Origin of the sequence: Stappia sp. 28M-7, assembly GCF_014252955.1 — a bacterium.
Lineage (GTDB): Bacteria > Pseudomonadota > Alphaproteobacteria > Rhizobiales > Stappiaceae > Stappia.
Genome location: NZ_JACMIA010000001.1, coordinates 180,509 through 202,170, shown reverse-complemented (window position 1 = coordinate 202,170; position 21,662 = coordinate 180,509). Strand labels below are relative to the sequence as shown.

Below are 21,662 nucleotides of genomic sequence, written 5' to 3'. Positions count from 1 at the left end.
CCGGCAACAGCCGCCCCGGCCGGCGCATCACGGCGCACATGGGAGCGGCGAAAACGAAGTCCGCCCGGCACCTGGGTGCCGGGCGGGAGGGCAGGCCGGGGCCTTGCGGCCCGGCGCAGTGTCAAGCGACGGCGTCGCGCAGCGCGTGCACGAGGTCGATCTTCTCCCAGGAGAAGCCACCGTCCTCCTCCGGCTCGCGGCCGAAGTGACCATAGGCGGCCGTGCGGGCGTAGATCGGCCGGTTCAGGCCGAGGTGCTGGCGGATGCCGCGCGGGGTCAGGTGCATCACCTCGCGCAGGGCCTTCTCCAGCTTCGCTTCCTCGACATTGCCGGTGCCGTGCAGGTCGACATAGACCGACAGCGGCTCGGCAACGCCGATGGCGTAGGACAGCTGGATCGTGCAGCGGTCGGCGAGGTTGGCCGCGACCACGTTCTTCGCGAGATAGCGGGCCGCGTAGGCGGCCGAGCGGTCGACCTTGGTCGGGTCCTTGCCCGAGAAGGCGCCGCCGCCATGCGGGGCAGCACCACCATAGGTGTCGACGATGATCTTGCGGCCGGTCAGGCCGGCATCGCCGTCGGGACCGCCGATGACGAAGGCACCGGTCGGGTTGACGTGCCAGGCCGTGTCCTTGGTGACCCAGCCGCCCGGCAGCGCCGTGACGATGTAGGGCTCGACGATGGCGCGGATGTCATGCGAGGTCAGCTTGGGGTCGAGGTGCTGGGTCGACAGCACGATCGAGGTCACGCCGACCGGCAGACCGTTCTCGTAGCGCACGGTGACCTGGCTCTTGGCATCCGGCCCGAGCGCCGGCTCCTTGCCGGACTTGCGGGCCTCGGCCAGCAGGCGGAGGATCTTGTGCGAGTAATAGATCGGGGCCGGCATCAGCTCCGGCGTCTCGCGGCAGGCGTAACCGAACATGATGCCCTGGTCGCCGGCGCCTTCGTCCTTGTTGTCGGCCGCGTCAACGCCCTGGGCGATGTGGGCCGACTGGGCGTGCAGATGGACGGCGACGTCGCAGGTCTCCCAGTGGAAGCCTTCCTGCTCGTAACCGATGTCGCGGATGGCCATGCGGGCCAGATGCGCGATGTACTCGTTGGTGATCGACGCGGGACCGCGGGTCTCACCCGCAATCACGACGCGATTGGTGGTTGCCAGCGTTTCGCAGGCAACGCGCGCCTCGGGCATCTCGGAGATGAAGGCATCGACGACCGTATCGGAGATGCGATCGCAGACCTTGTCCGGATGGCCTTCCGACACGGATTCGGAAGTGAAGAGATAATCTTGACGAGCCACGTTCAACCGTCCTTCTGGGAAGAATAGAAAGAAGCGGCAGGGAACCCCGCCGCCACGCACGACACATGCCAGCGAAGACGACGGCTCGTCAAGCCATGCGGGACCGCAACCCGCGCCAGCGCATTCGCGCCGCGGAGCATCGGGCCCTGCGGACGGGGGGCGACAGCGCTGCCGTCACCACCCGTCCGCACCATCAAATCCTGGTATCAGACTTCTTCGCCAGCCAGCGCGCGAACCAGATCCACGACGCGGCGACGCACCTTGGCGTCCTCGATCCGCACGAAGGCCTTGTTGAGCGACAGGCCCTCGGAAGAGGAGAGGAAATCGACCACGTAGGATGCCGGCTTGGCTTCGCCGAAGCCGCTGGCGTCCTCCGGCGTGCCGGGCGCATCCTCGAAGAAGAAGGCAACCGGGACCTTCAGGATCGTGGCGATGTGCTGCAGCCGGCTTGCGCCGATGCGGTTGGTGCCTTTTTCGTACTTCTGAATTTGCTGAAACGTGATACCAAGGCTTTCGCCAAGTTTTTCCTGGCTCATGCCAAGCATCATGCGACGCAGTCGCACGCGGCTGCCGACATGCACGTCGATGGGGTTCGGTGCCTTCTTGCTGCTCATGTCCGTCTTCTTTCCGGGTCTTTCGAATGCTGTGACCATACTTATCTTACCCAGCGTTTCTTTGTTCGACCCGAGACGTTCTCGCCGGATACGTGTATCCGGACATCAAAACATCGAGGAAGAACCGACGCCGGTTCAAAGGGTTGCAACCTGTTCTACGCAACAGGATATCCCGGTTGTTATGATGCCGTGCTGCCCGCCAGCCCGTCAATCATTACGCGCATAACCTAAGTAACGCGTTATCAGAAGGGTGCCAAGAAAAACTATCAGGAAAATTGACAAGGCAGTCTGTCCATATCGCGCAAATGCCCCTGCGGAAATCGCAGAAGGAAGCCGCGTGTCGATCGTTGCCGCCTCCATCAGGGGGCGCATCTCCAGCACCCGCCCATAGGGATCCACAACTCCTGATATGCCCGTGTTGGCTGCGCGCACAACCGGCAACCCCTGTTCCACCGCCCGCATGCGTGACTGGACGAAATGCTGGCGGGGGCCCGGCGTGTCGCCGAACCAGGCATCATTGGTGACGTTCAGCAGAAACCCCGGCCGGCCATCGCGGGTTGTAGCGGCCTGCGGGAAGATCGCCTCGTAGCAGATCAACGGCAGGAATGCCGGCCCGGCGACCGGCTCCAGCGTGCGGTGGCGAAAGCCTGCGCGGAAGGTTCCCGGCAGTTCCACCAGCTTCGTCAGGCCGATCCCCTCCAGAAGATCGCCGAGGGGCAGGTATTCTCCGAAGGGCACGAGGCGTACCTTGTCGTAGGCGTCGCGGATCGTGCCTTCCCCGTCGATGACGAAGACGGAGTTGTAGAACACCCGGCGCCCGGCATCCTCGACGCTGGCGCGGATCGCCCCGGTCACCAGCGTATCCTCGTCGCGCAGCAGATCGGCGATGGCGGCAAGCGCCTCCGGCGCCTCCGTCAGCAGGAAGGGCGGCGCGGATTCCGGCCAGATCACCAGACGCGGCAGTTCGGCATCGCCCTCCGCGCCCTGCCAGGGCGCACGGCTTGCCTCCAGATAGGTCTGGAACACCCGCGCCCGGTTTTCCGGCTGCCACTTCTCTTCCTGCGGAATCGAGGGTTGCACGACGCGGATCGCGATCTCCTCGCCGCCCGACACCGGCGCGAGCGACAAGCGCGCGGCGCCATAGCCGGCGACCACGGCCAACAGCAGCAGAGAGGCGCCCCCCATCCGCCGCCCGCCCCGCGTGCCGTCGGCAAAGCCGGCAAGCCCGCAGAACACGGTCACGACAAGAAGACCGAGCCCATAGACCCCGACCAGTGCCGCCGGCTGCATCAAGACCGTGTAGTCGCCGAAGGCATAGCCCCACAGGTTCCACGGAAAGCCGGTAAGCACATGGCCGCGCAGCCAATCGGCCAGCGTCAGCACGAGTGCCAGCAGCAACAGCCGGTCCGGCCCGTCGCGCCAGGCAAGACCGGCGACCAGGGTCGCAAGGCCGGTGAACAGCGCCAGGCCCGCCGGCAGCAGCACGACGGCAAAGGGAATCATCCAGGCAAAGACGTCCGCCTCGACGAGAAACGCCCGGCCGACCCACCACAGGCCCGCCAGATGAAAACCGAAGCCGAACCACCAGCCGATCGCAAAGCCCGGTCGCAGGCGGCGCGCCCAGCCCATCTCGTCCGAGATCGCTCCGTCGAGCAGCCAGACCAACGCCGGCATCGACAGGGCAAGGACCGGAAAAAGCCCGAAGGGCGGCATGGCGAGCGCAGCGATGGCACCGGCCAGAGCCGCCAGCAGCCAGCGTCGCCAGCCATGAGCGAGAAGGAAAACCTGTGCGAGGCGCAGCACGGTGTCGGCTCCTGCTTTGCGCATCCGGCGCGCGTCCGCGATGCGTGCAACACAAGGGCGAATCAGTCGCCCGTCACCGGACCATTCCCGGCACCCCGGCACCGGTCAAGTGAAGCGAAAGCCGCGCCCGCGCGCCATCGGGCGCACGGGCACGGCTTCCATCAAGATTGCGTGTTTGCGCTCTAGTTGGCCGACTCCGGCCGGCGCAGGCGCCGGCGCGTTTCCGTGAGGCGGGCCTCGGGACGTCGCGCCCGGATCCGCAGCCGCTTGATACGGCGCGGGTCGGCGTCGAGCACCTCGAACTCGTAGCCGGGAAACTCGCGTGCGGCGAGCAGCTCGCCGCGCACCGGCACGCGTCCGACGAGGGTAAAGACCAGGCCACCCAGCGTGTCGACTTCCTCGGCAAGATCGCCGAGCTGGAAGTCGGTTCCCACCGCTTCCTCGACTTCCTCGACCGGGACGCGGGGATCGGCGACCCAGACGCCGTCGGCGACCTTCTGGATCATCGCCTCCTCGTCCTCGTCGTGTTCGTCCTCGATGTCGCCGACGACGGTCTCGACGATGTCCTCCAGCGAGACGAGACCTTCGGTGCCGCCATATTCGTCGATGACCAGTGCCATCTGCACGCGGTCGGCCTGCATCTTCGCCATCAGGTCGGTCGCCGGCATGGACGGCGGCACGAAGAGAACCGGACGGATCAGGTTGGCCTCGGCCAGCGGCAACGAGAGGTCGACGCGGGTCAGGTCGAAGATCTGCGGTTCGTTGCTGGCCGGCGCCTCGCCGGCGTCCGTCGTACCGGCCTCGCCGTTGCGCTGGCCCTCGCGCTTTTCTTCCGGGGCCGCGCGGCCGACGAAATAGGCCATCAGGTCCTTTATGTGGACCATGCCCCGCGGATCATCGAGGCCGTCATGATAGACCGGCATGCGGGAATGGCCGCTCTCGCGGAACACGTCCATCAACCGGGAAACGGTGACGGTGTCCTCCACCGCATCGATATCGGCGCGCGGCACCATGACGTCCTCCACCCGCACCTCGCGCAGGCGCAGGATGTTGGACAACAGGATGCGCTCTTCGGGCGTGAAGCTCGCGCTGTCGTCGGCCTCGCGGGCCAGTTCGTCCTGGAGGTTCTGGCGCAGCGTGCCCGCACCGTTGCCCGGTCGCCGCAGACCGGCAAACCGCTTCAGGGCATCGGACCACACGCTGCGCAGCGATCGCTGCGGTTCGCCGTCGGTCTGGGCGGCTTCTGCCGCCGCTCCTGCTGCCGCATTTTGCGACGCCGGAGTGTCGGTCGTACTTCGGACCTCTGTATCATTCATATCGGTTTTCACGCCCGCTCACACGGGCGTCTCGCTCTCCGTTTCGGTTCCGGACACCAGAGGGTCCCGGTAAGGGTCTGCAATACCCAGAACGGCCAAAATGCGCCGCTCCAGGGCCTCCATCTCCTCGGCTTCGTCCTCCATTTGGTGATCGTAACCGAAAAGGTGAAGGAATCCATGCGCAACAAGATGTGTCACGTGGTCGGAAAATGCGATGTCGAGCTCCCCGGCCTCGCGCACAACCGTCTCGCGGGCCAGGATGATATCGCCGAGAAGCGGACCGAAAGGCGGCTCTTCCTCGTCTCCGCCCGGGAAGGACAGGACGTTGGTCGGCGCATCCTTGTCGCGCCAGTCTCGGTTGAGCTCGCGCACGCGCGCATCGTCGGCAAAGACGACCGAGAGCTCCGCGCCCTCGACCAGCTCCAGCTCCGCCTCGCGGCAGGCTACCTCGACGACCCGCGCGACAAGCGCTTCCAGCTCGTCTTCGCCCGGCCAGCCGTCGGCCTCGACGGCAACGTCGATCTCCGGCACCACAGCTTCGCCCTGGCTCATGCCGCCGGGCCCCGCCGTGGGGACCGCCGTGCGGCTTCGGCGGCAGCCTCGGCCGCATCGCGCTCGGCACTCGCCTCGCGGCCCGCATCGTCATAGGCGCGCACGATACGGGCGACGAGCTCGTGGCGCACCACGTCGACCTCGGTGAAGCGCACCTGTGCCACGCCCTCGACGCCTTCCAGCAGGGCCAGAGCCTCGCGCAGGCCCGACTTCTGGCCCGGCGGCAGGTCGACCTGGCTCGGGTCGCCGGTGACGATCATCCGAGAATTCTCGCCAAGGCGGGTCAGGAACATCTTCATCTGCATCGTGGTGGTGTTCTGGGATTCGTCCAGAATCACAACCGCGTTGGAGAGCGTGCGCCCGCGCATGAAGGCGAGCGGCGCGACCTCGATCATGCCGGACTGCAAGCCGCGCTCGACCTTTTCCGCTGGCATCATCTCGTAGAGCGCGTCGTAGAGCGGGCGCAGATAGGGATCGACCTTCTCCTTCATGTCGCCAGGCAGGAAGCCGAGCCGTTCGCCCGCCTCCACCGCCGGACGCGACAGGATCAGCCGGGCCACGTCGCCGCGCTCCAGCAACGCCGCCGCATAGGCGACGGCAAGGAAGGTCTTGCCGGTACCGGCCGGCCCGACGCCGAAGGTAAGATCTGCCCGGTCCATCGCGCGGATATAGGCATCCTGCGCCGGGGTGCGGGCCAGCACCGTCTTGCGACGGGTCGAAACCTGGGCATAGGTCAGATGCGAGCGCGGCTCGATGGTCGGCAGATCGAGTTGCGCTTCTTCCGCAGCGGCCATGCGCAATGCCCCTTCCACGTCGCCCGGATGCAGCTCGTAGCCTTGCTGCAGGCGCGCATAGAGCGATTCCAGCGCGCGGCGAGCCTGCTCGCAGCCGGAATGGCGCCCCTTGATGATCACCTGATTGCCCCGCGCCACCGCATCGACGCCGAGGCGCTGCTCGATAAGCGCGAGATTCTGGTCGAACTGGCCGAAAAGATCGCCGACGAGCCGATTGTCGTCGAAGGCCAGAACCACATGGGTCATGTCCGAAGCGGGGACCGCGGCGCGGTACCCTCCCCGGCCGGGTGTCCGGCTGGCGCCGTTCAAGCGGCTTCTCCTGGCATCATGCCTCCTGAAACCCCGTGTCCGGGCCTCACGCCTGGGCCCGCAAGGGAGTTGCCTGCCCTTTATTGTGCCCCGGCGCGAGACCCGCGAACAGGGAATTCGCGCCGGTTCCGACGATTTCCACCGGCACGATCTCGCCGATCAGGCTTTCGTGCGCATCGAACTGTACCGGCTGCAGCCAGGGCGAGCGCCCGTTGAGCTGTCCGGGATTGCGGCCGTGCTTTTCGACCAGCACCTCGCAGGTGCGCCCCACGAGGCTTTCGTTGAAGGCCTTCTGCTGTCGCGCCACCAGATCCTGCAGCTCCAGCAGCCGCTCGTTCATGACCGCTTCCGGCACATGATCGGCCATGGTCGCGCCCGGCGTGCCGGGACGAGGACTGTACTTGAAGGAAAACGCCGAGGCGAAGCCGACCTGCTCGATCAGGTCCATCGTGTCGCGGAAATCCGCATCCGTCTCGCCCGGGAAGCCGACGATGAAATCGCAGGACAGGGCAAGGTCCGGCTGGGCCGCGCGGATACGGTCGATCAGGCGGAAATAGTCGTCGCGCGTGTGCTTGCGGTTCATCGCCTTGAGAATGCGGTCCGAGCCCGACTGCACCGGCAGGTGCAGGTAGGGCATCACCTGCGGCAGGTCGCGATGGGCGGCGATCAGCGCATCGTCCATGTCGCGCGGGTGGCTGGTCGTGTAGCGCAGCCGGTCGATCCCGTCGATGCGCGCCAGCCGCTCCAGCAACTGACCGAGCCCCCAGGCGCCGCCCTCCGGCCCCGCACCATGCCAGGCATTGACGTTCTGGCCGAGCAGCGTGACCTCGCGAATACCGCGCGCGGCCAGCCGTTCGGCCTCGGCGACGATCTGCGCCACGTCACGCGACACCTCGGCGCCGCGCGTGTAGGGCACCACGCAGAAGGTGCAGAACTTGTCGCAACCCTCCTGCACGGTCAGGAAGGCGGTGTAGCTGCGCGGCTGTCCGCTTGCCGTCGCCTTGGGCTCGGCCTGCGGCTTCGACAGATGGCGGAACTTTTCCTCGATCTCGAACTCGGTCTCGACGACGCTCTCGCCGGCCGCCGCGCGGCTGACCAGTTCCGGCAGCCGGTGATAGGTCTGCGGGCCGAAGACCAGATCGACGACGGGCGCGCGGCGGGCAATCTCCTCGCCCTCTGCCTGGGCGACGCAGCCGGCAACGCCGATCATCGTCTCGCGCCCCTGTTCGGCACGCTCGGCCTTCAGCTTGCGCAGCCGTCCGAGCTCCGAATAGACCTTCTCCGCGGCCTTTTCGCGGATATGGCAGGTGTTGAGGATGATCAGGTCGGCATCCTCGAGCGTTTCGGTAGCGCTGTAGCCCTGCGGCACCAGCGCGTCGGTCATCCGCTCGCTGTCATAAACGTTCATCTGGCAGCCATAGGTCTTGACGAAGACCCGGCGCGCGGGAGCCGTGCCGGCGCCGAGGCCGGCCGCCGGATCGCTGACGATGCCATCCCCTGCCGGGGCGTTGCTGATCTCTTCGCTCATCCTGTCTCCGCGCGGGTCTTGCCGCGCCGCATGCCGTCCGGCAGCCAATGGCTGAAGTCTTGCCGACGGATTGTGTCAAGGGTGCGATAACGGCGGCGCGCCTCGCGCGCCCGGCCGCTCGCCTGTCGTGCCTGCTTTAGCCGTTTTCGGCCGCCTTGAGAATAGCAGGTTCGTCCGCTTCGGCCGGCACATCGGCCGCTGGGGCGGCGGGCGGCAACTCGGGCCCCGCCGGGGGATGACCCGCGCGCACATTGCCGGCGAGGCGGCGCACCTCGTCCTCCAGCAGCCGCGTCAGGGTCTTGCGGTCCATGTCGGGCCGCACGCGGATCGGCTCGCCCCAGACCACGGCGACATCGACCGCGCCCTGGCGGACCACGTTCATGAAATGCGGTATCATCTCCATGTCGCCATACCAGGCGACATGCGGGCGGAACTGCCGCCCCATCGGCAACCCGTGCAGATGGGTATAGGCGAGCGCCAACGGCTGGATCCACATCTCGCCGTCGTCGCCGGCCAGCGCATGGCGCGCGGCGCCGATCAGCGCGGAGCGGAACGGCAGCACCTCGTTGCCGCTGTTCGACGTGCCTTCCGCGAACAGAACCATGGCATCGCCGGAGGCAAGGCGCGTGCCCAGTTCCTCGGCGGTGCGCCCGGTCGCGCTGCGTCGCTGCCGGTCGACGAAGACCGAGCGCTGCAGCTTGGCAAAAAGCCCGAAGACCGGCCAGGACGCGACCTCCGTCTTGGCGACGAAGGACAGCGGCATGCGGCTGCCGAGAACGGTGATATCGAGCCAGGAAACGTGATTGGCGACGATCAGCAGTGGCCGCTCGCGCGCCGGCCGGCCGATCTCGCGCACGCGGATGCCCACAGTACGGCAGGCGATGCGGTGCCAGACGACGGGCAGGGAGCGCTTCAGCCCACCCTTCAGGCGCAGCGCCAGCCATTGCACCGGGATCAGCGGCAGCGTCACCACCGTCAGGGTCGCCAGGACGGTCGCGGCGCGCAGGCGCATCATCGGATCAGTCCCGGTCCTTCGGCGACAGCGGCACGCCGTACAGCTCCAGCCGGTGATCGACCAGCCGGTAGCCGAGCTTGCGGGCGATGGCCTCCTGCAGCCGCTCGATCTCCTCGTTGCGGAACTCGATGACGCTGCCGGTCTTCAGGTCGATCAGGTGGTCGTGATGCTCTTCCGGCACGGTCTCGTAGCGGGCGCGCCCGTCGCGGAAATCGTGGCGCTCGATGATGCCGGCATCCTCGAACAGCTTCACCGTGCGATAGACGGTGGAAATGGAGATGCGCGGGTCGTTCTCGACGGCGCGGCGGTAGAGCTCCTCGACATCGGGATGGTCGCTGGCGCCTTCGATCACCCGGGCGATGATCCGCCGCTGCTCGGTCATGCGCATGCCCTTGGCAACGCACTGATCCTCCAGCGAGGCAGGCGGCTGCTCGGCCGTGGTCTCGGCGCCCTTGCGGCTGCCGGAATCGGTCATCTCGCCTCTCCTTCTCGCGCCCGTCGACCGGTGCGCCGGCCGGCTAGCGGGCCGTCGCCATACCGCCAAGCCGATTACGCCAGATCGACACGCATGACAAGCGCACCGCCATCGCCCGCGCTGTCGCGATAATAGCCGCGCCGTTCGCCCACCTTGCGGAAGCCGAGACGGCGGTAAAGCGCCAAGGCCGGAGCATTGGCGGCATCGACCTCGAGAAACAGCGAGGCCACCCTGTCCGCATAAAGGCGCGAGAGGGCGTGCCGCATCAGCAGCGCCCCGACGCCGCGCTGGCGCTGGCGCGGATCCACCGCGATCGTGAGCACTTCCGCCTCGTCGGCGGCAACCCGCAGGATCACGAAACCGAGGATGGAGCGGCTGCCGAGAAGGCTGGAGCGCCGGGCCTGCAGGATCGTGACGCCCGGCTGGCGGGCGAGCGCTGCAAGATCGTCCTCGCTCCAGCCGCTGGGGAAGGACCGTTCATGGATTTCGGCCAGCACCGCATGGTCGGAGGGCACGGCCTCCTCCACCACAGGCGGCGAGGGAAGAAACCACCAGTAGCTCATGCCAGCAACCGGAGATCGCGCCGCGCGGGCGCCGCATCGGGCGGGCGCAGATAGAGCGGCTCTGGAGGATGGCTGCCGATTTCGGCGAGGGCGCCAAGGCGTGCCACGGCTGCGATGTCCGGCCAGCCGGCCTCGCCCAGGATCCTGAGATCCTCGCGTCCGCTCGCCGCCACCAGCTTGGGGGCGCCGCTGCCGTAAAGCGCGCTCCCCGATGGCAGCGCGGCGCCGTAGGCTGCGGCATCGACGGCCTGCGGGGCATCCAGGGGCGTCCCGTCGGCGGCAAATCCTTGCGCGTAGATCTCGCCGCCCTTGGCTGCCAGCACCGCCCGGACCGGCTCGCCGGCCGACAGGGTGGCCGCAAGCGCTTCCAGGGTGCCGATACCGACCGCCGGCGCCCCGACCACCAGGGCGATGCCACGGGCGGCGGACAGGCCGACCCTGAGGCCGGTGAAGGAACCGGGGCCGACGGTGACCGCGATCCGGTCGAGCGCGGCAAAGGGCAGGCTCGCCTCGGCCATCACTTCACCGATCATGCCCATCAGCCGCTCGGCATGCCCGCGCCCCAGCACCTCGCTCGCCGAGGTCAGGCGCAACACATCCCCGCTGCCGTCATGGACGGCGACCGAGCAGGCGTCGAGCGCGGTATCAATGGCAAGCAGTCGCATGGAATCACTAAACCGTGGGCGGCGGGAGAAGTCGACAAAACCAAAGGCTAAGACGCCGGGCAACCCGGATCTCGAACCCGGCTCGAACGCTTGCGCCAAAACGCGAGGGCGGCCCGGCCGCCGTGCAGCCGGACCGCCCTCCTGATCACGCCATCAGGCTCAGATCGCGCGCACTTCCTCGACTTCCGGAACGAAATGCCGGAGCAGGTTCTGGATGCCGTGCTTCAGCGTCGCGGTCGAGGACGGGCAACCCGAGCAGGCGCCGCGCATCGACAGGTAGACGATCCCGTCGCGGAAACCGCGGAAGGTGATGTCGCCACCGTCCTGCGCCACGGCCGGACGCACGCGCGTCTCGATCAGTTCCTTGATGGTGTCGACGGTCTCCTCGTCGCCCTTTTCGAAGAACTCCTCGTCGCTCTCGTCGGACATCTCGCTGGCCATGACCGGCGCGCCGGACATGAAATGCTCCATGATGGCACCCAGGATCGCCGGCTTGATGTGCTGCCAGTCGACGTCGCCCTTGGTCACGGAGATGAAGTCGTGGCCAAAGAAAATGCCTTCCACGCCATCGACCTGGAACAGCGTCTGGGCCAGCGGCGAGGTTCCGGCGTCCTCGCTCTTGCGGAAGTCCATGGTGCCTTCCGGCAGGACGATCCGGCCGGGGAGGAACTTGAGGGTCGCCGGGTTCGGCGTCGCCTCGGTCTGAATGAACATGTCGGTCTTCCTTGTCTAGCGGGCCGGGCCCTTGGGCACGCCCTCGCAGGCCTGTCCCTGCCGACCGTGCCCTTGCGCGGGTGCGCGGCCGGAGGTCTTCCACACGGTCTCGCGTCGCGTCGCCAGAGCCACCATGGCCTGCATCAGCTGCGGTCTTGACCCCAATATACAGCGGAGGGGATCGCGTTTCCAGATTGGAATGGTTCCAGTCTGCTCTTTTGTTGCGCTCAGGCGAGCGCCGCGATCGATTCGTCGTCCAGCGTGCCCGGCACGATGGTCACGGGGATGGGGAAGCTGCCCGCGCCCTTGCCGGCGATGGCGGTGACGAGCGGGCCCGGCCCTTCCGAGCCGCTGCCGGCCGCCAGCACCAGGATGGCGATGTCCGCATCCTCTTCGATCAGCTGCAGGATCTCGTCGGACCGGTTGCCTTCGCGCACCACCAGTTCCGGGGTCGTTCGGGCGACGGCCCGCACCCGGTCGGCCGCCCGCGCCAGGCAGGCATCGGCCTCCTCGCGCGCCTCGGCGCGCATAATGTCCTCCACGCCGATCCAGTGCTGGAAGTCGCCGGGCGCGATCACATAAAGCAGCGTGGCGACGCCCCCGGTGCGCTCTGCGCGCTTGGCGGCATAGACGATGGCCCGGTCGCACTCGGCCGTCTCGTCGACGACGACGAGAAACTTGCGCCTGTGGCCTTCCTCGAAACTCTTGCGGATCGCTACCATGCGCGCATGCTGCCATTGCCGCCGCAGCGCGGCAAGCACCAAGCGATCCCGTCAGAAACCTTGCCGAGGATCACAGGATGAACCTCGACAGGTCGACGTTCTTGGCCAGCTCGCCGATGTTCTTGCGCACATAGGCCGCGTCGATGGTCACCTGGCGGTCGGCCATGTCCGGGGCGACGAAGGACACCTCGTCGAGGATCCGCTCCATCACAGTCTGCAGCCGCCGCGCGCCGATGTTCTCGATCGTCGAGTTGAGGTCGACGGCGATGGAGGCGATCTCCTCGATCGCGTCTTCGGTGAAGGTCAGCTCCACCTCCTCCGTCGCCAGCAGTGCGACATACTGCTTGATCAGGCTGGCTTCGGTGTCGGTCAGGATCGCGCGGAAATCGTCCTTGGTCAGCGCCCTCAGTTCGACGCGGATCGGCAGGCGACCCTGCAGCTCCGGCAAGAGATCCGACGGTTTGGCGACGTGGAAGGCACCGGAGGCGATGAACAGGATGTGGTCGGTCTTGACCGGCCCGTGCTTGGTGGAGACGACCGTACCCTCGATCAAGGGCAGCAGATCGCGCTGCACGCCCTCGCGGGAGACGTCGCCGCCCATGCGCTCGCCGCGCGCGCAGATCTTGTCGACCTCGTCGAGGAAGACGATGCCGGCATTTTCCACCAGATGGATGGCTTCCTCGACAACCTTGTCCTCGTCGAGCAGCGCATCGGCCTCCTGCTCCAACAGGATCTGGTAGCTGTCGCGCACGGAGACGCGGCGCGGCTTGGTCTGGCCGCCGAACGCCTTGCCGAGCATGTCGGAGATGTTCATCACGCCGACGCTCGCGCCGGGCATGCCGGGCATCTCGAAGCTCGGCATCTGCGGGGCCGCCCGCACCTGTATCTCGATTTCCTTGTCGTCCAGCTCGCCCTCGCGCAGCTTCTTTCGGAAGCTGTCCTTGGTGGCCGGGCTTGCGCCCTTGCCGACCAGCGCCTCCAGCACCCGCTCCTCGGCCTGCAGATGGGCCTTGGCCTCAACCGCCTTGCGCTTGGCGACGCGCACCAACGCGATGCCGGCCTCGACCAGATCGCGGACGATCTGCTCCACATCGCGGCCGACATAGCCCACTTCCGTGAACTTGGTCGCCTCGACCTTGACGAAGGGTGCGTTCGCCAGCTTGGCCAGCCGGCGCGAGATCTCCGTCTTGCCGACGCCGGTGGGGCCGATCATCAGGATGTTCTTCGGCATCACCTCCTCGCGGAGGCTGTCGTCCAGCTGCTGCCGGCGCCAGCGGTTGCGCAGGGCGATGGCGACGGCGCGCTTGGCGTCCTTCTGGCCGACGATGTGGCGGTCCAGCTCGGAGACGATCTCACGTGGGGACAAAGTGGTCATAGCCGTGTCTTTCTCTCGATGAAGCTCAGTCGAAGGCCGGGACGGCGCGGGCAAGGGCGGTGCCGCGCAAGGGGCGGCAAAGCACCCGGCGCACCACCCGCCAGGCCGATCCCAGCAACAGGATGAAGCAGCCCAAAAGGATCAGGGTCATGGCAAGGCTGGTCTCGCCGGAAAACTGCGCCTCGGTCATCAGCTGGCCGATGGCGATGCCGAAATAGCCGAGCCCGGAGACCAGCAGCGCCCGCCGGTCGACGACGACAGCTACGAAAGCGAGCGCCAGGAACAGGGCGATGGCAACCAGCGCGTCGGTCGCTTCCATCGCCTCCACGCCGTCGATCGCCAGCAGCAGGACCGAATGGACGACCAGCGGCGCGGCGAGCAGGTGCAGCCAGAACGCCTTGTCGCTCGCCACCGTGATCCGGCGCGGATCGCGCGCATCGTAGCGCATGGCGACCACGAAGGTCGCCAGTCCGGCCGCGAGCGTGAACCAGGCGGCCCCCGCCTCCAGCAGACCCGGCACGGCCGTTTCTATGGTCAAGGCGGCCAGGAACAGCACGGTACAAGCAACGATGGCAATCCCGACCGGCACCCGAAAGCGCCAGTAGTGGAGGACGCCGCCGGCAATGCCGAGCAATGTCGGGACGATCATGTAGAGCGGCAGATCGGTGTTGACGATCGCCTGGCTGAACAGCGGATGTCCCCCGGTGACAAAGCCGGTACAGGCGATCAGCAGCAGCGGCGCGAAAGCCACCGTCAGCAGGAAGGACGGCAGGGCGAGCCGCAGTCGCTTGGCAAAAATCTCGGACAGCCCCCAGACCGCGGCGGCTGCGACGCCCGTCACCAGATAGGGCGGTTCCTGGTCGCGCAGGCCGAAGACGAGGCCGAACAGGAACACGAGGATGCCGATGGAAATGAAGATGTCGTGGAAGCCGCGCGCGAAGCGGACCTCCTCCGCATCCGCATGAGAGACCCCGTCGGGAATGTCCGCGGCCGCATCCACCGTCTCCGCGGCACCGGCCTGCGGTAGCGGGACGATCCAGAACTCTGCGAGGCGGTCGGCCTGCTGGCGGGTCACGATGCCGAGACCGACGGCGGCCTCCAGCCGTGCCGGATCGAGCCGGGCGGTCATGGGCGAACCTCCCCGGCACCTTCGACATGTTCCATGATCAGCGCCTCGCCCGTGCGACCGGCCAGATGCGCCAGCGGCCGGAAGCCGGCCTTCTCGTAAGCACGACAGGCTCGGCCGTTCTCCGCATCCGGGTCGATCACGATCTGCGTGTGTCCCCGCGCGCGCAGCAGCGCGACGAAAGCCATCAGCACCGCCGAACCGATGCCGCGGGACAGATCTTCCTCGCGGCCGATGGACAGGTCGACCCCGACCGCCCCGGCGGGCAGCTCGCCGAGCCAGGGATGTTCGGCAACGATTTCGGGCCCCTTGTTGTCGTCCACGTACCAGACCTGGATGTAGCCGGCCTCGCGGCCATCCAGCGTGAACAGCCAGGGCTCGGTCGTGTCCCGCCCCTCGATCATGTCGCGGATGTAGCCGAGCTCGGTTTGCGGCTCGCCCCACCACCGGCGCCAGTGCGGGGTTTCCATCCACCCGGCCAGCAGCGGCAGGTCGGCAGTCCCGACCGGCCGGAAGCCGATGCGCTGCGGATCAATCGGCATCCAGTGTCTCGATGGTGAGGTTGCCGTTCGTGTAGACGCAGATCTCTGCGGCGATCGCCATGGCCCGTCGGGCGATGGTCTCGGCATCCATGTCGGTGTCGGCCAGCGCGCGGGCCGCGGCCAGCGCATAATTGCCGCCAGAGCCGATGCCCATGACGCCGCCTTCCGGTTCCAGCACGTCGCCGGTTCCCGTCAGCACCAGCGACACCGACTTGTCGGCCACCAGCATCATCGCCTCGAGGCGGCGCAGGTAGCGGTCGGTCCGCCAGTCCTTGGCCAGCTCCACACAGGCACGCATCAGCTGTCCCGGATATTGCTCGAGCTTGGCTTCGAGGCGCTCGAACAGCGTGAAGGCGTCGGCCGTGGCGCCAGCGAAACCGGCGATGACCTCACCCTTGGCGAGCGGGCGCACCTTGCGTGCCGTATGCTTGATCACGGTCTGGCCGAGGGAGACCTGCCCGTCGCCGGCGATGACCACCTTGCCGCCCTTGCGGACGCTGAGGATGGTGGTGCCGTGCCAGCCCGTGGGATCGTGCTGTGCCTGCATGCGCTGTCGTCTCCTGCCAGGTCGTTCGGGGCGCGGGGAAGCAAGGCGCGACCCGGCCGGGCCGCCCCTCGGAGTCGTCCCCGGAGTGCCTATGTAAGCAGCCGGGCGGGGAATGCAAATCCCCCGCCCGCTACAGGCGCCTTGCAGGCAACAGGAATGTCAGCGGGCGTGCCGCCCCGCCTCAGAGCGGGTTGACCAGCCGCACGGGGCGGCCCGGCGCAAGCTCGGAAGCGGCCGCGACGATGGCATCCGCGTCGATGCCGAAGTGGTGGTAGAGGTCGGCGATGGTGCCGGTCTGGCCGAAATGCTCGACGCCCAGCGCCGCGGTGCGATGGCCGCAGACCGAGCCGAGCCAGGCCAGCGTCGCCGGGTGGCCGTCGATGACCGTGATCATCGTGCAATGGGCCGGCAGCGGCGACAGCAGCCGCTCGATATGGCTCATGGCGCCCCGGTGGCCGCGCTTGCGCATGCGCATCGCCGCATGCCAGCCGGCGTTGAGCCGGTCGGCCGAGGTCACCGCCAGCACGCCGATGTCGCGGCGGTCGCCACCGATGCGGCCCGCCGCCTCGATGGCTTCCGGCCCGACCGCGCCCTGATAGGCGATCACCACCTCGCAATTGGGACCCGGCTCGCGCAGCCAGTAGGCACCGTCGATGACACCGCGGCGGAACGCCTCGTCGTCGCGGCGCATCGGCTGTTCCAGCGCCCTTGTCGACAGGCGCAGATAGACCGAGCCGCCGGTCTCGTCGCGCAGCCAGGTGCGCTCGTCCGGATCGCCCTCGCCGTCGCGCTGCAGGTAGTCGAAGCTCCAGTCCATGATGGTCGACAGCTCGTCCAGCCAGGCCGGCTCGAACGAGGCAAGCCCGTCCTGGCTCATGCCGATCAGCGGCGTTGCGACCGACTGGTGCGCGCCGCCCTCCGGCGCCAGCGTCACGCCCGAGGGCGTTGCGACCAGCAGGAAGCGGGCATCCTGGTAGCAGGCATAGTTCAGCGCATCGAGACCGCGGGAGATGAACGGATCGTAGAGCGTGCCGACCGGGATCAGCCGCTCGCCGAACAGCGAATGCGACAGGCCCGCCGCGCCCAGGAGCAGGAACAGGTTCATCTCGGCGATGCCGAGCTCGATATGCTGGCCTTCCGGCGAGAAGGCCCACTTCTGCGCCGAGGGGATGCGCTCGTCGCGGAACGTGTCGGCCACCGCGTCGCGGGCGAACAGGCCGCGCCGGTTCACCCAGGGGCCGAGATTGGTGGAAACGGTCACGTCCGGCGAGGTCGTGACGATGCGCTCGGCAAGTTTCGAATCCGAGCGGGCGATCTGGTCGAGGATCTTGCCGAAACCGGCCTGGGTCGACAGCACCTTGTCGTCGAGCGCGACCGGGCCGGTGGTCGCCACCGGCTCGGCATGGTGGCGGCGGCGGCCGGCGGCGAAGAACGGCGTCGACAGCACCGCCTCGCGCAGCGCCGCCTCGTCCATTTCGAGGCCTTCGGCGAGGTCCCATTCGTGCCCCTCGCGCACCTTCATGGTGGCGCGGAACTCTTCCATCTGGCCAGGTGTCATCAGGCCGGCATGGTTGTCCTTGTGGCCGGCGAGCGGGGTGTTCCAGCCCTTGATCGTGTAGGCGACGAAGGCGGTCGGCCGGTCATGGCGCGCCTGTTCGGCGAAGGTCTCGCCCAGCGTCTCCAGGCAATGGCCGCCGAGATTGGTCATCAGCTCCTGCAGCTCGGCATCGCTCCGCCGCTCGATCAGCGCCGTCGCATCGCCCTGGTCGCCGATATCGTCGAGCAGGCGCTTGCGCCAGGCAGCGCCCCCCTGGAAGGCGAGCGCCGAGTAGAGCGCATTGGGGCAGCCGTCGATCCAGCTGCGCAGGGCCTCGCCGCCCGGCTCCTCGAAGGCCGCCTTCTGCAGCGCGCCGTATTTCAGCCGCACCACGTCCCAGCCGAAGGCGCCGAAGATCGCCTCGATCCGCCCGGCCAGCCCCTCGCGAACGACGCCGTCGAGGCTCTGGCGGTTGTAGTCGATGATCCACCAGGTATTGCGCAGGCCGTGCTTCCAGCCTTCCTGCAGCGCCTCGTAGATGTTGCCCTCGTCGAGCTCGGCATCGCCGACCAGCGCGATCATCCGCCCCTCGGGGCGCTTCGCGGCCCAGGGCTTGGCGGCCAAATAATCCTGCACCATTGAGGAGAACGCAGTGATGGCGACACCCAGGCCGACCGAGCCGGTGGAAAAATCGACGTCGTCGATGTCCTTGGTGCGGCTGGGATAGGACTGCGCGCCGCCATAGGCGCGGAACGCCTCCAGCTTCTCGCGCGTCTGGTTGCCGGCCAGATACTGCATGGCATGGAAGACCGGCGAGGCGTGCGGCTTCACCGCCACCCGGTCCTGCGGGCGAAGGCAGTCGAAATAGAGCGCCGTCATGATCGACACCATCGAGGCGCAGGAGGCCTGATGGCCGCCGACCTTCAGGCCGTCTCCCTTTTCCCTCAAATGGTTGGCGTTGTGGATCGTCCAGCAGGCGAGCCACAGGAGTTTTTTCTCGATGGCCTTCAATTCGGCCTTGCGGGTGCTGTCCATCACTGCCTTTGCCTTCGCGCGCGTCTTGCCGCAGGGACGACAACCATAAGGGCGGCATCGGGCGAATTTTGTTCGCTTTTTTCTTTTTTGCGCCAAAATCTTTCCGAAATCGATCTCCGGCAGGCCAAAACCGATGCAAAAATTGCCCAGCCTGCCGGAGCTTCGGCTCCCGGAATCGCCCGCTCAGGCGGCGACGCGCCAGACCTTGTCGAGCGCCTGGGCGAGGTCTGCAAGAATGTCCTCCGGCGTTTCCAGCCCGACCGACAGGCGGATCAGCCCGTCGGAAATGCCGTGTTCCTGCCGTTCCTGCGGCGTGTAGGTCGAGTGCGTCATGCTGGCCGGGTGCTGGACCAGCGTTTCCGCATCGCCGAGGCTGACGGCGCGGCGGGCAAGGCCCAGCGCGTCGAGAAACTCGATGCCGGACCGCATGCCGCCGACCAGCTCGAAGGCGATCATGCCGCCGAAGCCCGGCATCTGGCGCGCGGCCAGCGCATGCTGGGCAAAGCCGGGCAGGCCCGGGTAGTGGACGGCGGCGACAGCGGGGTGGTCCTCCAGCAGCTGCGCGGCGGCCTGCGCGCTGGCACAGTGACGCTCCATCCGCAGCTCCAGCGTCTTCAGCCCGCGCATGATCAGATGCGCGGTCAGGGGCGCCATCACCGCGCCGGTCATGTCCTTCAGTCCGACAAGCCGCACCTGATGCATGTCCTCGGCCGCGCCCACCGCGATGCCGGCGATCAGGTCGCCATGGCCGCCCAGATACTTGGTGGCCGAATGAACGACGATGTCGGCGCCCAGTTCCAGCGGCCGGGTCAGCACCGGCGTCGCATAGGTGTTGTCGACCACGGTGCGGGCACCGGCCGCGCGGGCGATCCGCGAAACGGCGGCGATGTCGACGAGGCGCATGTTCGGGTTGGCCGGCGTCTCGAAATAAACGATGCGGGTGCGCGGCGAGATCGCGGCCGCGACGTTCTGCGGGTCGCGCATGTCCACATGAGTGACGGTGATGCCGAACTTCGCCAGCCCATGGCGGAAGAAGGCGAAGGTGCAGCCGTAGAGCGTCTTGTCGACCAGGATCTCGTCGCCCGGCGACAGGAAGGTCCACATCACCGCGGTGATTGCGCCCATGCCTGAGGCGAAGGCGATGGCCGCCTCGCCGCCTTCCAGCACCGCCATGCGGTCTTCCAGCAGCGCCAAGGTCGGGTTGGAGATGCGCGTGTAGACATGACCCGCCCGCTCGCCGGCAAACATCTCGCCGCCCGCTTCCGCGGTCTCGAACGCGAAGGTCGAGGTCATGTGCACCGGCGGCGTCAGCGCGCCCTCGTTGGCGTGCGGATCGTAGCCGTGATGGATGGCGCGGGTGGCAAAGCCGAGCGGACGGTTGCTGCGGGTCATGGCGAAGGCTCCTCTACCGGGTGCAGGCAGCGAGAGCGCGGGCGGTATCGCCCCCGTATCCTAGCCTGCCGTTTCCCGAATTGCTGAGCGCAGTCTATGATTTCGTGAAAGGCTGTTTCTGGCGTATTTTGCCTCTTAAAGCATTCAGATTGGCAGATACTGCCATTACGGAGCCGGAACATGGATGATATTGACCGTCGCATATTGCGCGAATTGCAGAAGGACGGACGCCTGACGAACCAGGAGCTGTCCGAAAGGGTGGGCCTGTCGCCCTCGCCCTGCCTGCGGCGGGTGCGCAACCTGGAAAAGGCCGGCATCATTTCCGGCTATGCGGCGGTGGTCGACCCGCAGGCCTACGGGCTGCCGGTGACCGTGTTCTTGCAAGTGAGGCTGTCGCCGCACACCGAGGAAACGGTCGCGACCTTCGAGCAGGCTGTGGCCGGCATCGAGGAGATCATGGACTGCTACCTGCTGGCTGGCGACCGCGACTACCTGCTCAAGGTGGTGGTCGCCTCGCTCGCCGACTACGAAAGCTTCATGCGCCGGCGGATCCACAAGATCCCCTGCATCGCCTCGCTGGAATCGAGCTTCGCCTTCGGCACGGTCAAGCACTCGCAGGTGCTGCCGGGGTAGCCCCCGATCCCAGGCTCACTCCAGTCCCAGGTCCCGGCGCAGCGCGCGGGTCAGCTTCGCGGCGACCAGCCGGTGCGCTTCAGCGAGATGAGCGCGGATGTCCTCCGCATCGAGTTCGGCGCCGGCGCGCACCTGCACCCAGGAGGCACGGGCGAGATAAGGCGCCGGCACCACGCCCGGCAGCTCGGTCAGGATGCGATAGGTCAGGTCCGAGCACTTGAAGGCGATGGCGTCATTCGCCCCCTCGCCCCAGGACGAGCAAATCGCGAAGATCTTGCCGCCGACCTTCCACACCGAGGCCCCGCCCCACTGCTCCACATGGGTCGTGGCCGGCAAGGCGGCGCATGCCGCGTCGAACTCGGCCCTGCTCAGTGCCATCATCCCTCGCCTCCCGCTTTCCGGGCTGCACTGGCCAGCGGCGCCTGCAACCATATATGCTCGGGCGACAGGATGACACGCGTGCGGGACACGACGCCCGCCGCGGGTCGATCACAAGAAACATGCCAAGGGGTACCGATGAAAGACGTCCGCATTCTCGTGCTGTCCGGTTCGATTCGCACCGGATCCTACAACACGCAGCTCGCCGCGCTGGTCGCCAAATACGCCGCCATGGCCGATGCCAAGGTGACTCAGATCTCCCTCGCCGACTATCCGCTGCCGATCTACGACGGCGACCTGGAGGCCGAGAAGGGCGTGCCGGAGAACGCGCGCAAGCTGAAGGCGGTGTTCCAGCAGCACAACGGCGTCTTCATCGCCTCGCCGGAATACAACACCGCCGTGACGCCGCTGCTGAAGAACACGCTCGACTGGGTCTCGCGCCTGTCGGGCGAGGGCGAGCCGCCGGCGGCCGCCTTCCGCAACCGGGTCTTCGCGCTCGGCGCCGCCTCCACCGGAGCGCTCGGCGGCATGCGCGGCCTGATGGGCCTGCGCACGATCATGGAGATCGGCCTCGGCGCGCTGGTGATCCCTAACATGGCGACCGTGCCCAGCGCCGGTTCGGCCTTCGACGAGCATGGCGAACTCACCAACGAGCGCGCCGCCGGCATGGTCCAGGACATGGTCAACCGGCTGATCGAAGAGGTGAAGCTGCGCGGGTAATCCGCGCGGCGTT

Annotated in this window: 22 protein-coding genes; 2 read left to right on the top strand and 20 right to left on the bottom strand. The window is 67.5% G+C overall.

Features of this window, described 5'->3' with window-relative positions:
• Positions 1-121: 121 nt before the first annotated feature.
• From metK to H7H34_RS00865, 19 genes are all read right to left on the bottom strand, one after another.
• Positions 122-1,294 carry a methionine adenosyltransferase gene (gene metK, locus H7H34_RS00955; protein WP_120270561.1) on the bottom strand — a complete coding sequence of 391 codons (1,173 nt, stop codon included), beginning with the start codon at positions 1,292-1,294 and terminating at the stop codon, positions 122-124.
• 206 nt (positions 1,295-1,500) lie between these two features.
• Entirely contained in the window at positions 1,501-1,908 is a 408-nt protein-coding gene (locus H7H34_RS00950) for a helix-turn-helix domain-containing protein (protein WP_067223230.1), read from the bottom strand.
• Between the two features lie 207 nt (positions 1,909-2,115).
• Positions 2,116-3,735: an apolipoprotein N-acyltransferase gene (gene lnt, locus H7H34_RS00945; RefSeq protein WP_185923964.1), complete on the bottom strand. Its 1,620-nt coding sequence runs from the start codon at positions 3,733-3,735 to the stop codon at positions 2,116-2,118.
• A 158-nt stretch (positions 3,736-3,893) separates the two neighbouring features.
• Positions 3,894-5,027, bottom strand: coding sequence for a hemolysin family protein (locus H7H34_RS00940; protein ID WP_120270743.1), 1,134 nt, complete (start codon positions 5,025-5,027; stop codon positions 3,894-3,896).
• A gap of 18 nt (positions 5,028-5,045) precedes the next feature.
• Positions 5,046-5,579, bottom strand: coding sequence for an rRNA maturation RNase YbeY (gene ybeY / locus H7H34_RS00935; protein WP_120270563.1), 534 nt, complete (start codon positions 5,577-5,579; stop codon positions 5,046-5,048).
• Positions 5,576-6,619: a PhoH family protein gene (locus H7H34_RS00930; RefSeq protein ID WP_120270564.1), complete on the bottom strand. Its 1,044-nt coding sequence runs from the start codon at positions 6,617-6,619 to the stop codon at positions 5,576-5,578. Before H7H34_RS00930 ends, ybeY begins: the two co-directional genes overlap by 4 nt.
• A gap of 109 nt (positions 6,620-6,728) precedes the next feature.
• A complete protein-coding gene (miaB, locus tag H7H34_RS00925) occupies positions 6,729-8,210 on the bottom strand; it encodes a tRNA (N6-isopentenyl adenosine(37)-C2)-methylthiotransferase MiaB (protein WP_185923963.1) in 1,482 nt (493 codons plus the stop codon).
• 136 nt (positions 8,211-8,346) lie between these two features.
• Positions 8,347-9,225: a lyso-ornithine lipid O-acyltransferase gene (olsA, locus tag H7H34_RS00920; RefSeq protein WP_245164931.1), complete on the bottom strand. Its 879-nt coding sequence runs from the start codon at positions 9,223-9,225 to the stop codon at positions 8,347-8,349.
• Between the two features lie 4 nt (positions 9,226-9,229).
• Positions 9,230-9,613: a Fur family transcriptional regulator gene (locus H7H34_RS00915; protein WP_371811446.1), complete on the bottom strand. Its 384-nt coding sequence runs from the start codon at positions 9,611-9,613 to the stop codon at positions 9,230-9,232.
• A 161-nt stretch (positions 9,614-9,774) separates the two neighbouring features.
• Positions 9,775-10,263 (bottom strand): ribosomal protein S18-alanine N-acetyltransferase, encoded by a 489-nt coding sequence (rimI, locus tag H7H34_RS00910; RefSeq protein ID WP_120270567.1) that lies wholly within the window; start codon positions 10,261-10,263, stop codon positions 9,775-9,777.
• Entirely contained in the window at positions 10,260-10,928 is a 669-nt protein-coding gene (gene tsaB / locus H7H34_RS00905) for a tRNA (adenosine(37)-N6)-threonylcarbamoyltransferase complex dimerization subunit type 1 TsaB (RefSeq protein ID WP_185923961.1), read from the bottom strand. Before tsaB ends, rimI begins: the two co-directional genes overlap by 4 nt.
• Positions 10,929-11,087: 159 nt before the next feature.
• Entirely contained in the window at positions 11,088-11,642 is a 555-nt protein-coding gene (locus H7H34_RS00900; protein ID WP_120270569.1) for a NifU family protein, read from the bottom strand.
• Positions 11,643-11,869: 227 nt separating this feature from the next.
• Complete coding sequence (locus H7H34_RS00895; RefSeq protein ID WP_120270745.1) at positions 11,870-12,364, bottom strand: universal stress protein; 495 nt, start codon at positions 12,362-12,364, stop codon at positions 11,870-11,872.
• Between the two features lie 70 nt (positions 12,365-12,434).
• On the bottom strand, positions 12,435-13,739 hold the full coding sequence (gene hslU, locus H7H34_RS00890) for an ATP-dependent protease ATPase subunit HslU (protein ID WP_120270570.1): 1,305 nt from the start codon (positions 13,737-13,739) through the stop codon (positions 12,435-12,437).
• A 25-nt stretch (positions 13,740-13,764) separates the two neighbouring features.
• Positions 13,765-14,868 carry a hypothetical protein gene (locus tag H7H34_RS00885; protein ID WP_185923960.1) on the bottom strand — a complete coding sequence of 368 codons (1,104 nt, stop codon included), beginning with the start codon at positions 14,866-14,868 and terminating at the stop codon, positions 13,765-13,767.
• A complete protein-coding gene (locus H7H34_RS00880; RefSeq protein ID WP_185923959.1) occupies positions 14,865-15,407 on the bottom strand; it encodes a GNAT family N-acetyltransferase in 543 nt (180 codons plus the stop codon). The genes H7H34_RS00885 and H7H34_RS00880 overlap by 4 nt, the downstream gene beginning before the upstream one ends.
• Positions 15,397-15,954: an ATP-dependent protease subunit HslV gene (gene hslV, locus H7H34_RS00875; protein WP_120270573.1), complete on the bottom strand. Its 558-nt coding sequence runs from the start codon at positions 15,952-15,954 to the stop codon at positions 15,397-15,399. The genes H7H34_RS00880 and hslV overlap by 11 nt, the downstream gene beginning before the upstream one ends.
• A gap of 181 nt (positions 15,955-16,135) precedes the next feature.
• A complete protein-coding gene (locus tag H7H34_RS00870; protein WP_185926386.1) occupies positions 16,136-18,526 on the bottom strand; it encodes a 1-deoxy-D-xylulose-5-phosphate synthase N-terminal domain-containing protein in 2,391 nt (796 codons plus the stop codon).
• Positions 18,527-18,709: 183 nt separating this feature from the next.
• Entirely contained in the window at positions 18,710-19,918 is a 1,209-nt protein-coding gene (locus H7H34_RS00865; RefSeq protein WP_185923958.1) for a methionine gamma-lyase, read from the bottom strand.
• A 180-nt stretch (positions 19,919-20,098) separates the two neighbouring features.
• Here H7H34_RS00865 and H7H34_RS00860 point away from each other — a divergent pair, with 180 nt between their 5' ends.
• Entirely contained in the window at positions 20,099-20,551 is a 453-nt protein-coding gene (locus tag H7H34_RS00860; RefSeq protein ID WP_120270575.1) for an Lrp/AsnC family transcriptional regulator, read from the top strand.
• A gap of 15 nt (positions 20,552-20,566) precedes the next feature.
• Here H7H34_RS00860 and H7H34_RS00855 read toward each other — a convergent pair whose 3' ends face one another.
• Complete coding sequence (locus H7H34_RS00855) at positions 20,567-20,929, bottom strand: MmcQ/YjbR family DNA-binding protein (protein ID WP_371811332.1); 363 nt, start codon at positions 20,927-20,929, stop codon at positions 20,567-20,569.
• Between the two features lie 138 nt (positions 20,930-21,067).
• Between H7H34_RS00855 and H7H34_RS00850 the strand changes: the two genes are divergently transcribed.
• A complete protein-coding gene (locus tag H7H34_RS00850) occupies positions 21,068-21,649 on the top strand; it encodes an NADPH-dependent FMN reductase (RefSeq protein WP_185923957.1) in 582 nt (193 codons plus the stop codon).
• Positions 21,650-21,662: the final 13 nt, after the last annotated feature.

What these genes read in the sequence shown, in the direction of transcription:
- H7H34_RS00950 (WP_067223230.1), bottom strand. Translation starts at nt 1,908, where the DNA reads ATGAGCAGCAAGAAGGCACCGAACCCCATCGACGTGCATGTCGGCAGC.
- lnt (WP_185923964.1), bottom strand. Translation starts at nt 3,735, where the DNA reads ATGCGCAAAGCAGGAGCCGACACCGTGCTGCGCCTCGCACAGGTTTTC.
- H7H34_RS00940 (WP_120270743.1), bottom strand. Translation starts at nt 5,027, where the DNA reads ATGAATGATACAGAGGTCCGAAGTACGACCGACACTCCGGCGTCGCAA.
- ybeY (WP_120270563.1), bottom strand. Translation starts at nt 5,579, where the DNA reads ATGAGCCAGGGCGAAGCTGTGGTGCCGGAGATCGACGTTGCCGTCGAG.
- H7H34_RS00930 (WP_120270564.1), bottom strand. Translation starts at nt 6,619, where the DNA reads ATGACCCATGTGGTTCTGGCCTTCGACGACAATCGGCTCGTCGGCGAT.
- miaB (WP_185923963.1), bottom strand. Translation starts at nt 8,210, where the DNA reads ATGAGCGAAGAGATCAGCAACGCCCCGGCAGGGGATGGCATCGTCAGC.
- olsA (WP_245164931.1), bottom strand. Translation starts at nt 9,225, where the DNA reads ATGATGCGCCTGCGCGCCGCGACCGTCCTGGCGACCCTGACGGTGGTG.
- H7H34_RS00915 (WP_371811446.1), bottom strand. Translation starts at nt 9,613, where the DNA reads ATGCGCATGACCGAGCAGCGGCGGATCATCGCCCGGGTGATCGAAGGC.
- rimI (WP_120270567.1), bottom strand. Translation starts at nt 10,263, where the DNA reads ATGAGCTACTGGTGGTTTCTTCCCTCGCCGCCTGTGGTGGAGGAGGCC.
- tsaB (WP_185923961.1), bottom strand. Translation starts at nt 10,928, where the DNA reads ATGCGACTGCTTGCCATTGATACCGCGCTCGACGCCTGCTCGGTCGCC.
- H7H34_RS00900 (WP_120270569.1), bottom strand. Translation starts at nt 11,642, where the DNA reads ATGTTCATTCAGACCGAGGCGACGCCGAACCCGGCGACCCTCAAGTTC.
- H7H34_RS00895 (WP_120270745.1), bottom strand. Translation starts at nt 12,364, where the DNA reads ATGGTAGCGATCCGCAAGAGTTTCGAGGAAGGCCACAGGCGCAAGTTT.
- hslU (WP_120270570.1), bottom strand. Translation starts at nt 13,739, where the DNA reads ATGACCACTTTGTCCCCACGTGAGATCGTCTCCGAGCTGGACCGCCAC.
- H7H34_RS00885 (WP_185923960.1), bottom strand. Translation starts at nt 14,868, where the DNA reads ATGACCGCCCGGCTCGATCCGGCACGGCTGGAGGCCGCCGTCGGTCTC.
- H7H34_RS00880 (WP_185923959.1), bottom strand. Translation starts at nt 15,407, where the DNA reads ATGCCGATTGATCCGCAGCGCATCGGCTTCCGGCCGGTCGGGACTGCC.
- hslV (WP_120270573.1), bottom strand. Translation starts at nt 15,954, where the DNA reads ATGCAGGCACAGCACGATCCCACGGGCTGGCACGGCACCACCATCCTC.
- H7H34_RS00870 (WP_185926386.1), bottom strand. Translation starts at nt 18,526, where the DNA reads ATGGACAGCACCCGCAAGGCCGAATTGAAGGCCATCGAGAAAAAACTC.
- H7H34_RS00865 (WP_185923958.1), bottom strand. Translation starts at nt 19,918, where the DNA reads ATGACCCGCAGCAACCGTCCGCTCGGCTTTGCCACCCGCGCCATCCAT.
- H7H34_RS00860 (WP_120270575.1), top strand. Translation starts at nt 20,099, where the DNA reads ATGGATGATATTGACCGTCGCATATTGCGCGAATTGCAGAAGGACGGA.
- H7H34_RS00855 (WP_371811332.1), bottom strand. Translation starts at nt 20,929, where the DNA reads ATGGCACTGAGCAGGGCCGAGTTCGACGCGGCATGCGCCGCCTTGCCG.
- H7H34_RS00850 (WP_185923957.1), top strand. Translation starts at nt 21,068, where the DNA reads ATGAAAGACGTCCGCATTCTCGTGCTGTCCGGTTCGATTCGCACCGGA.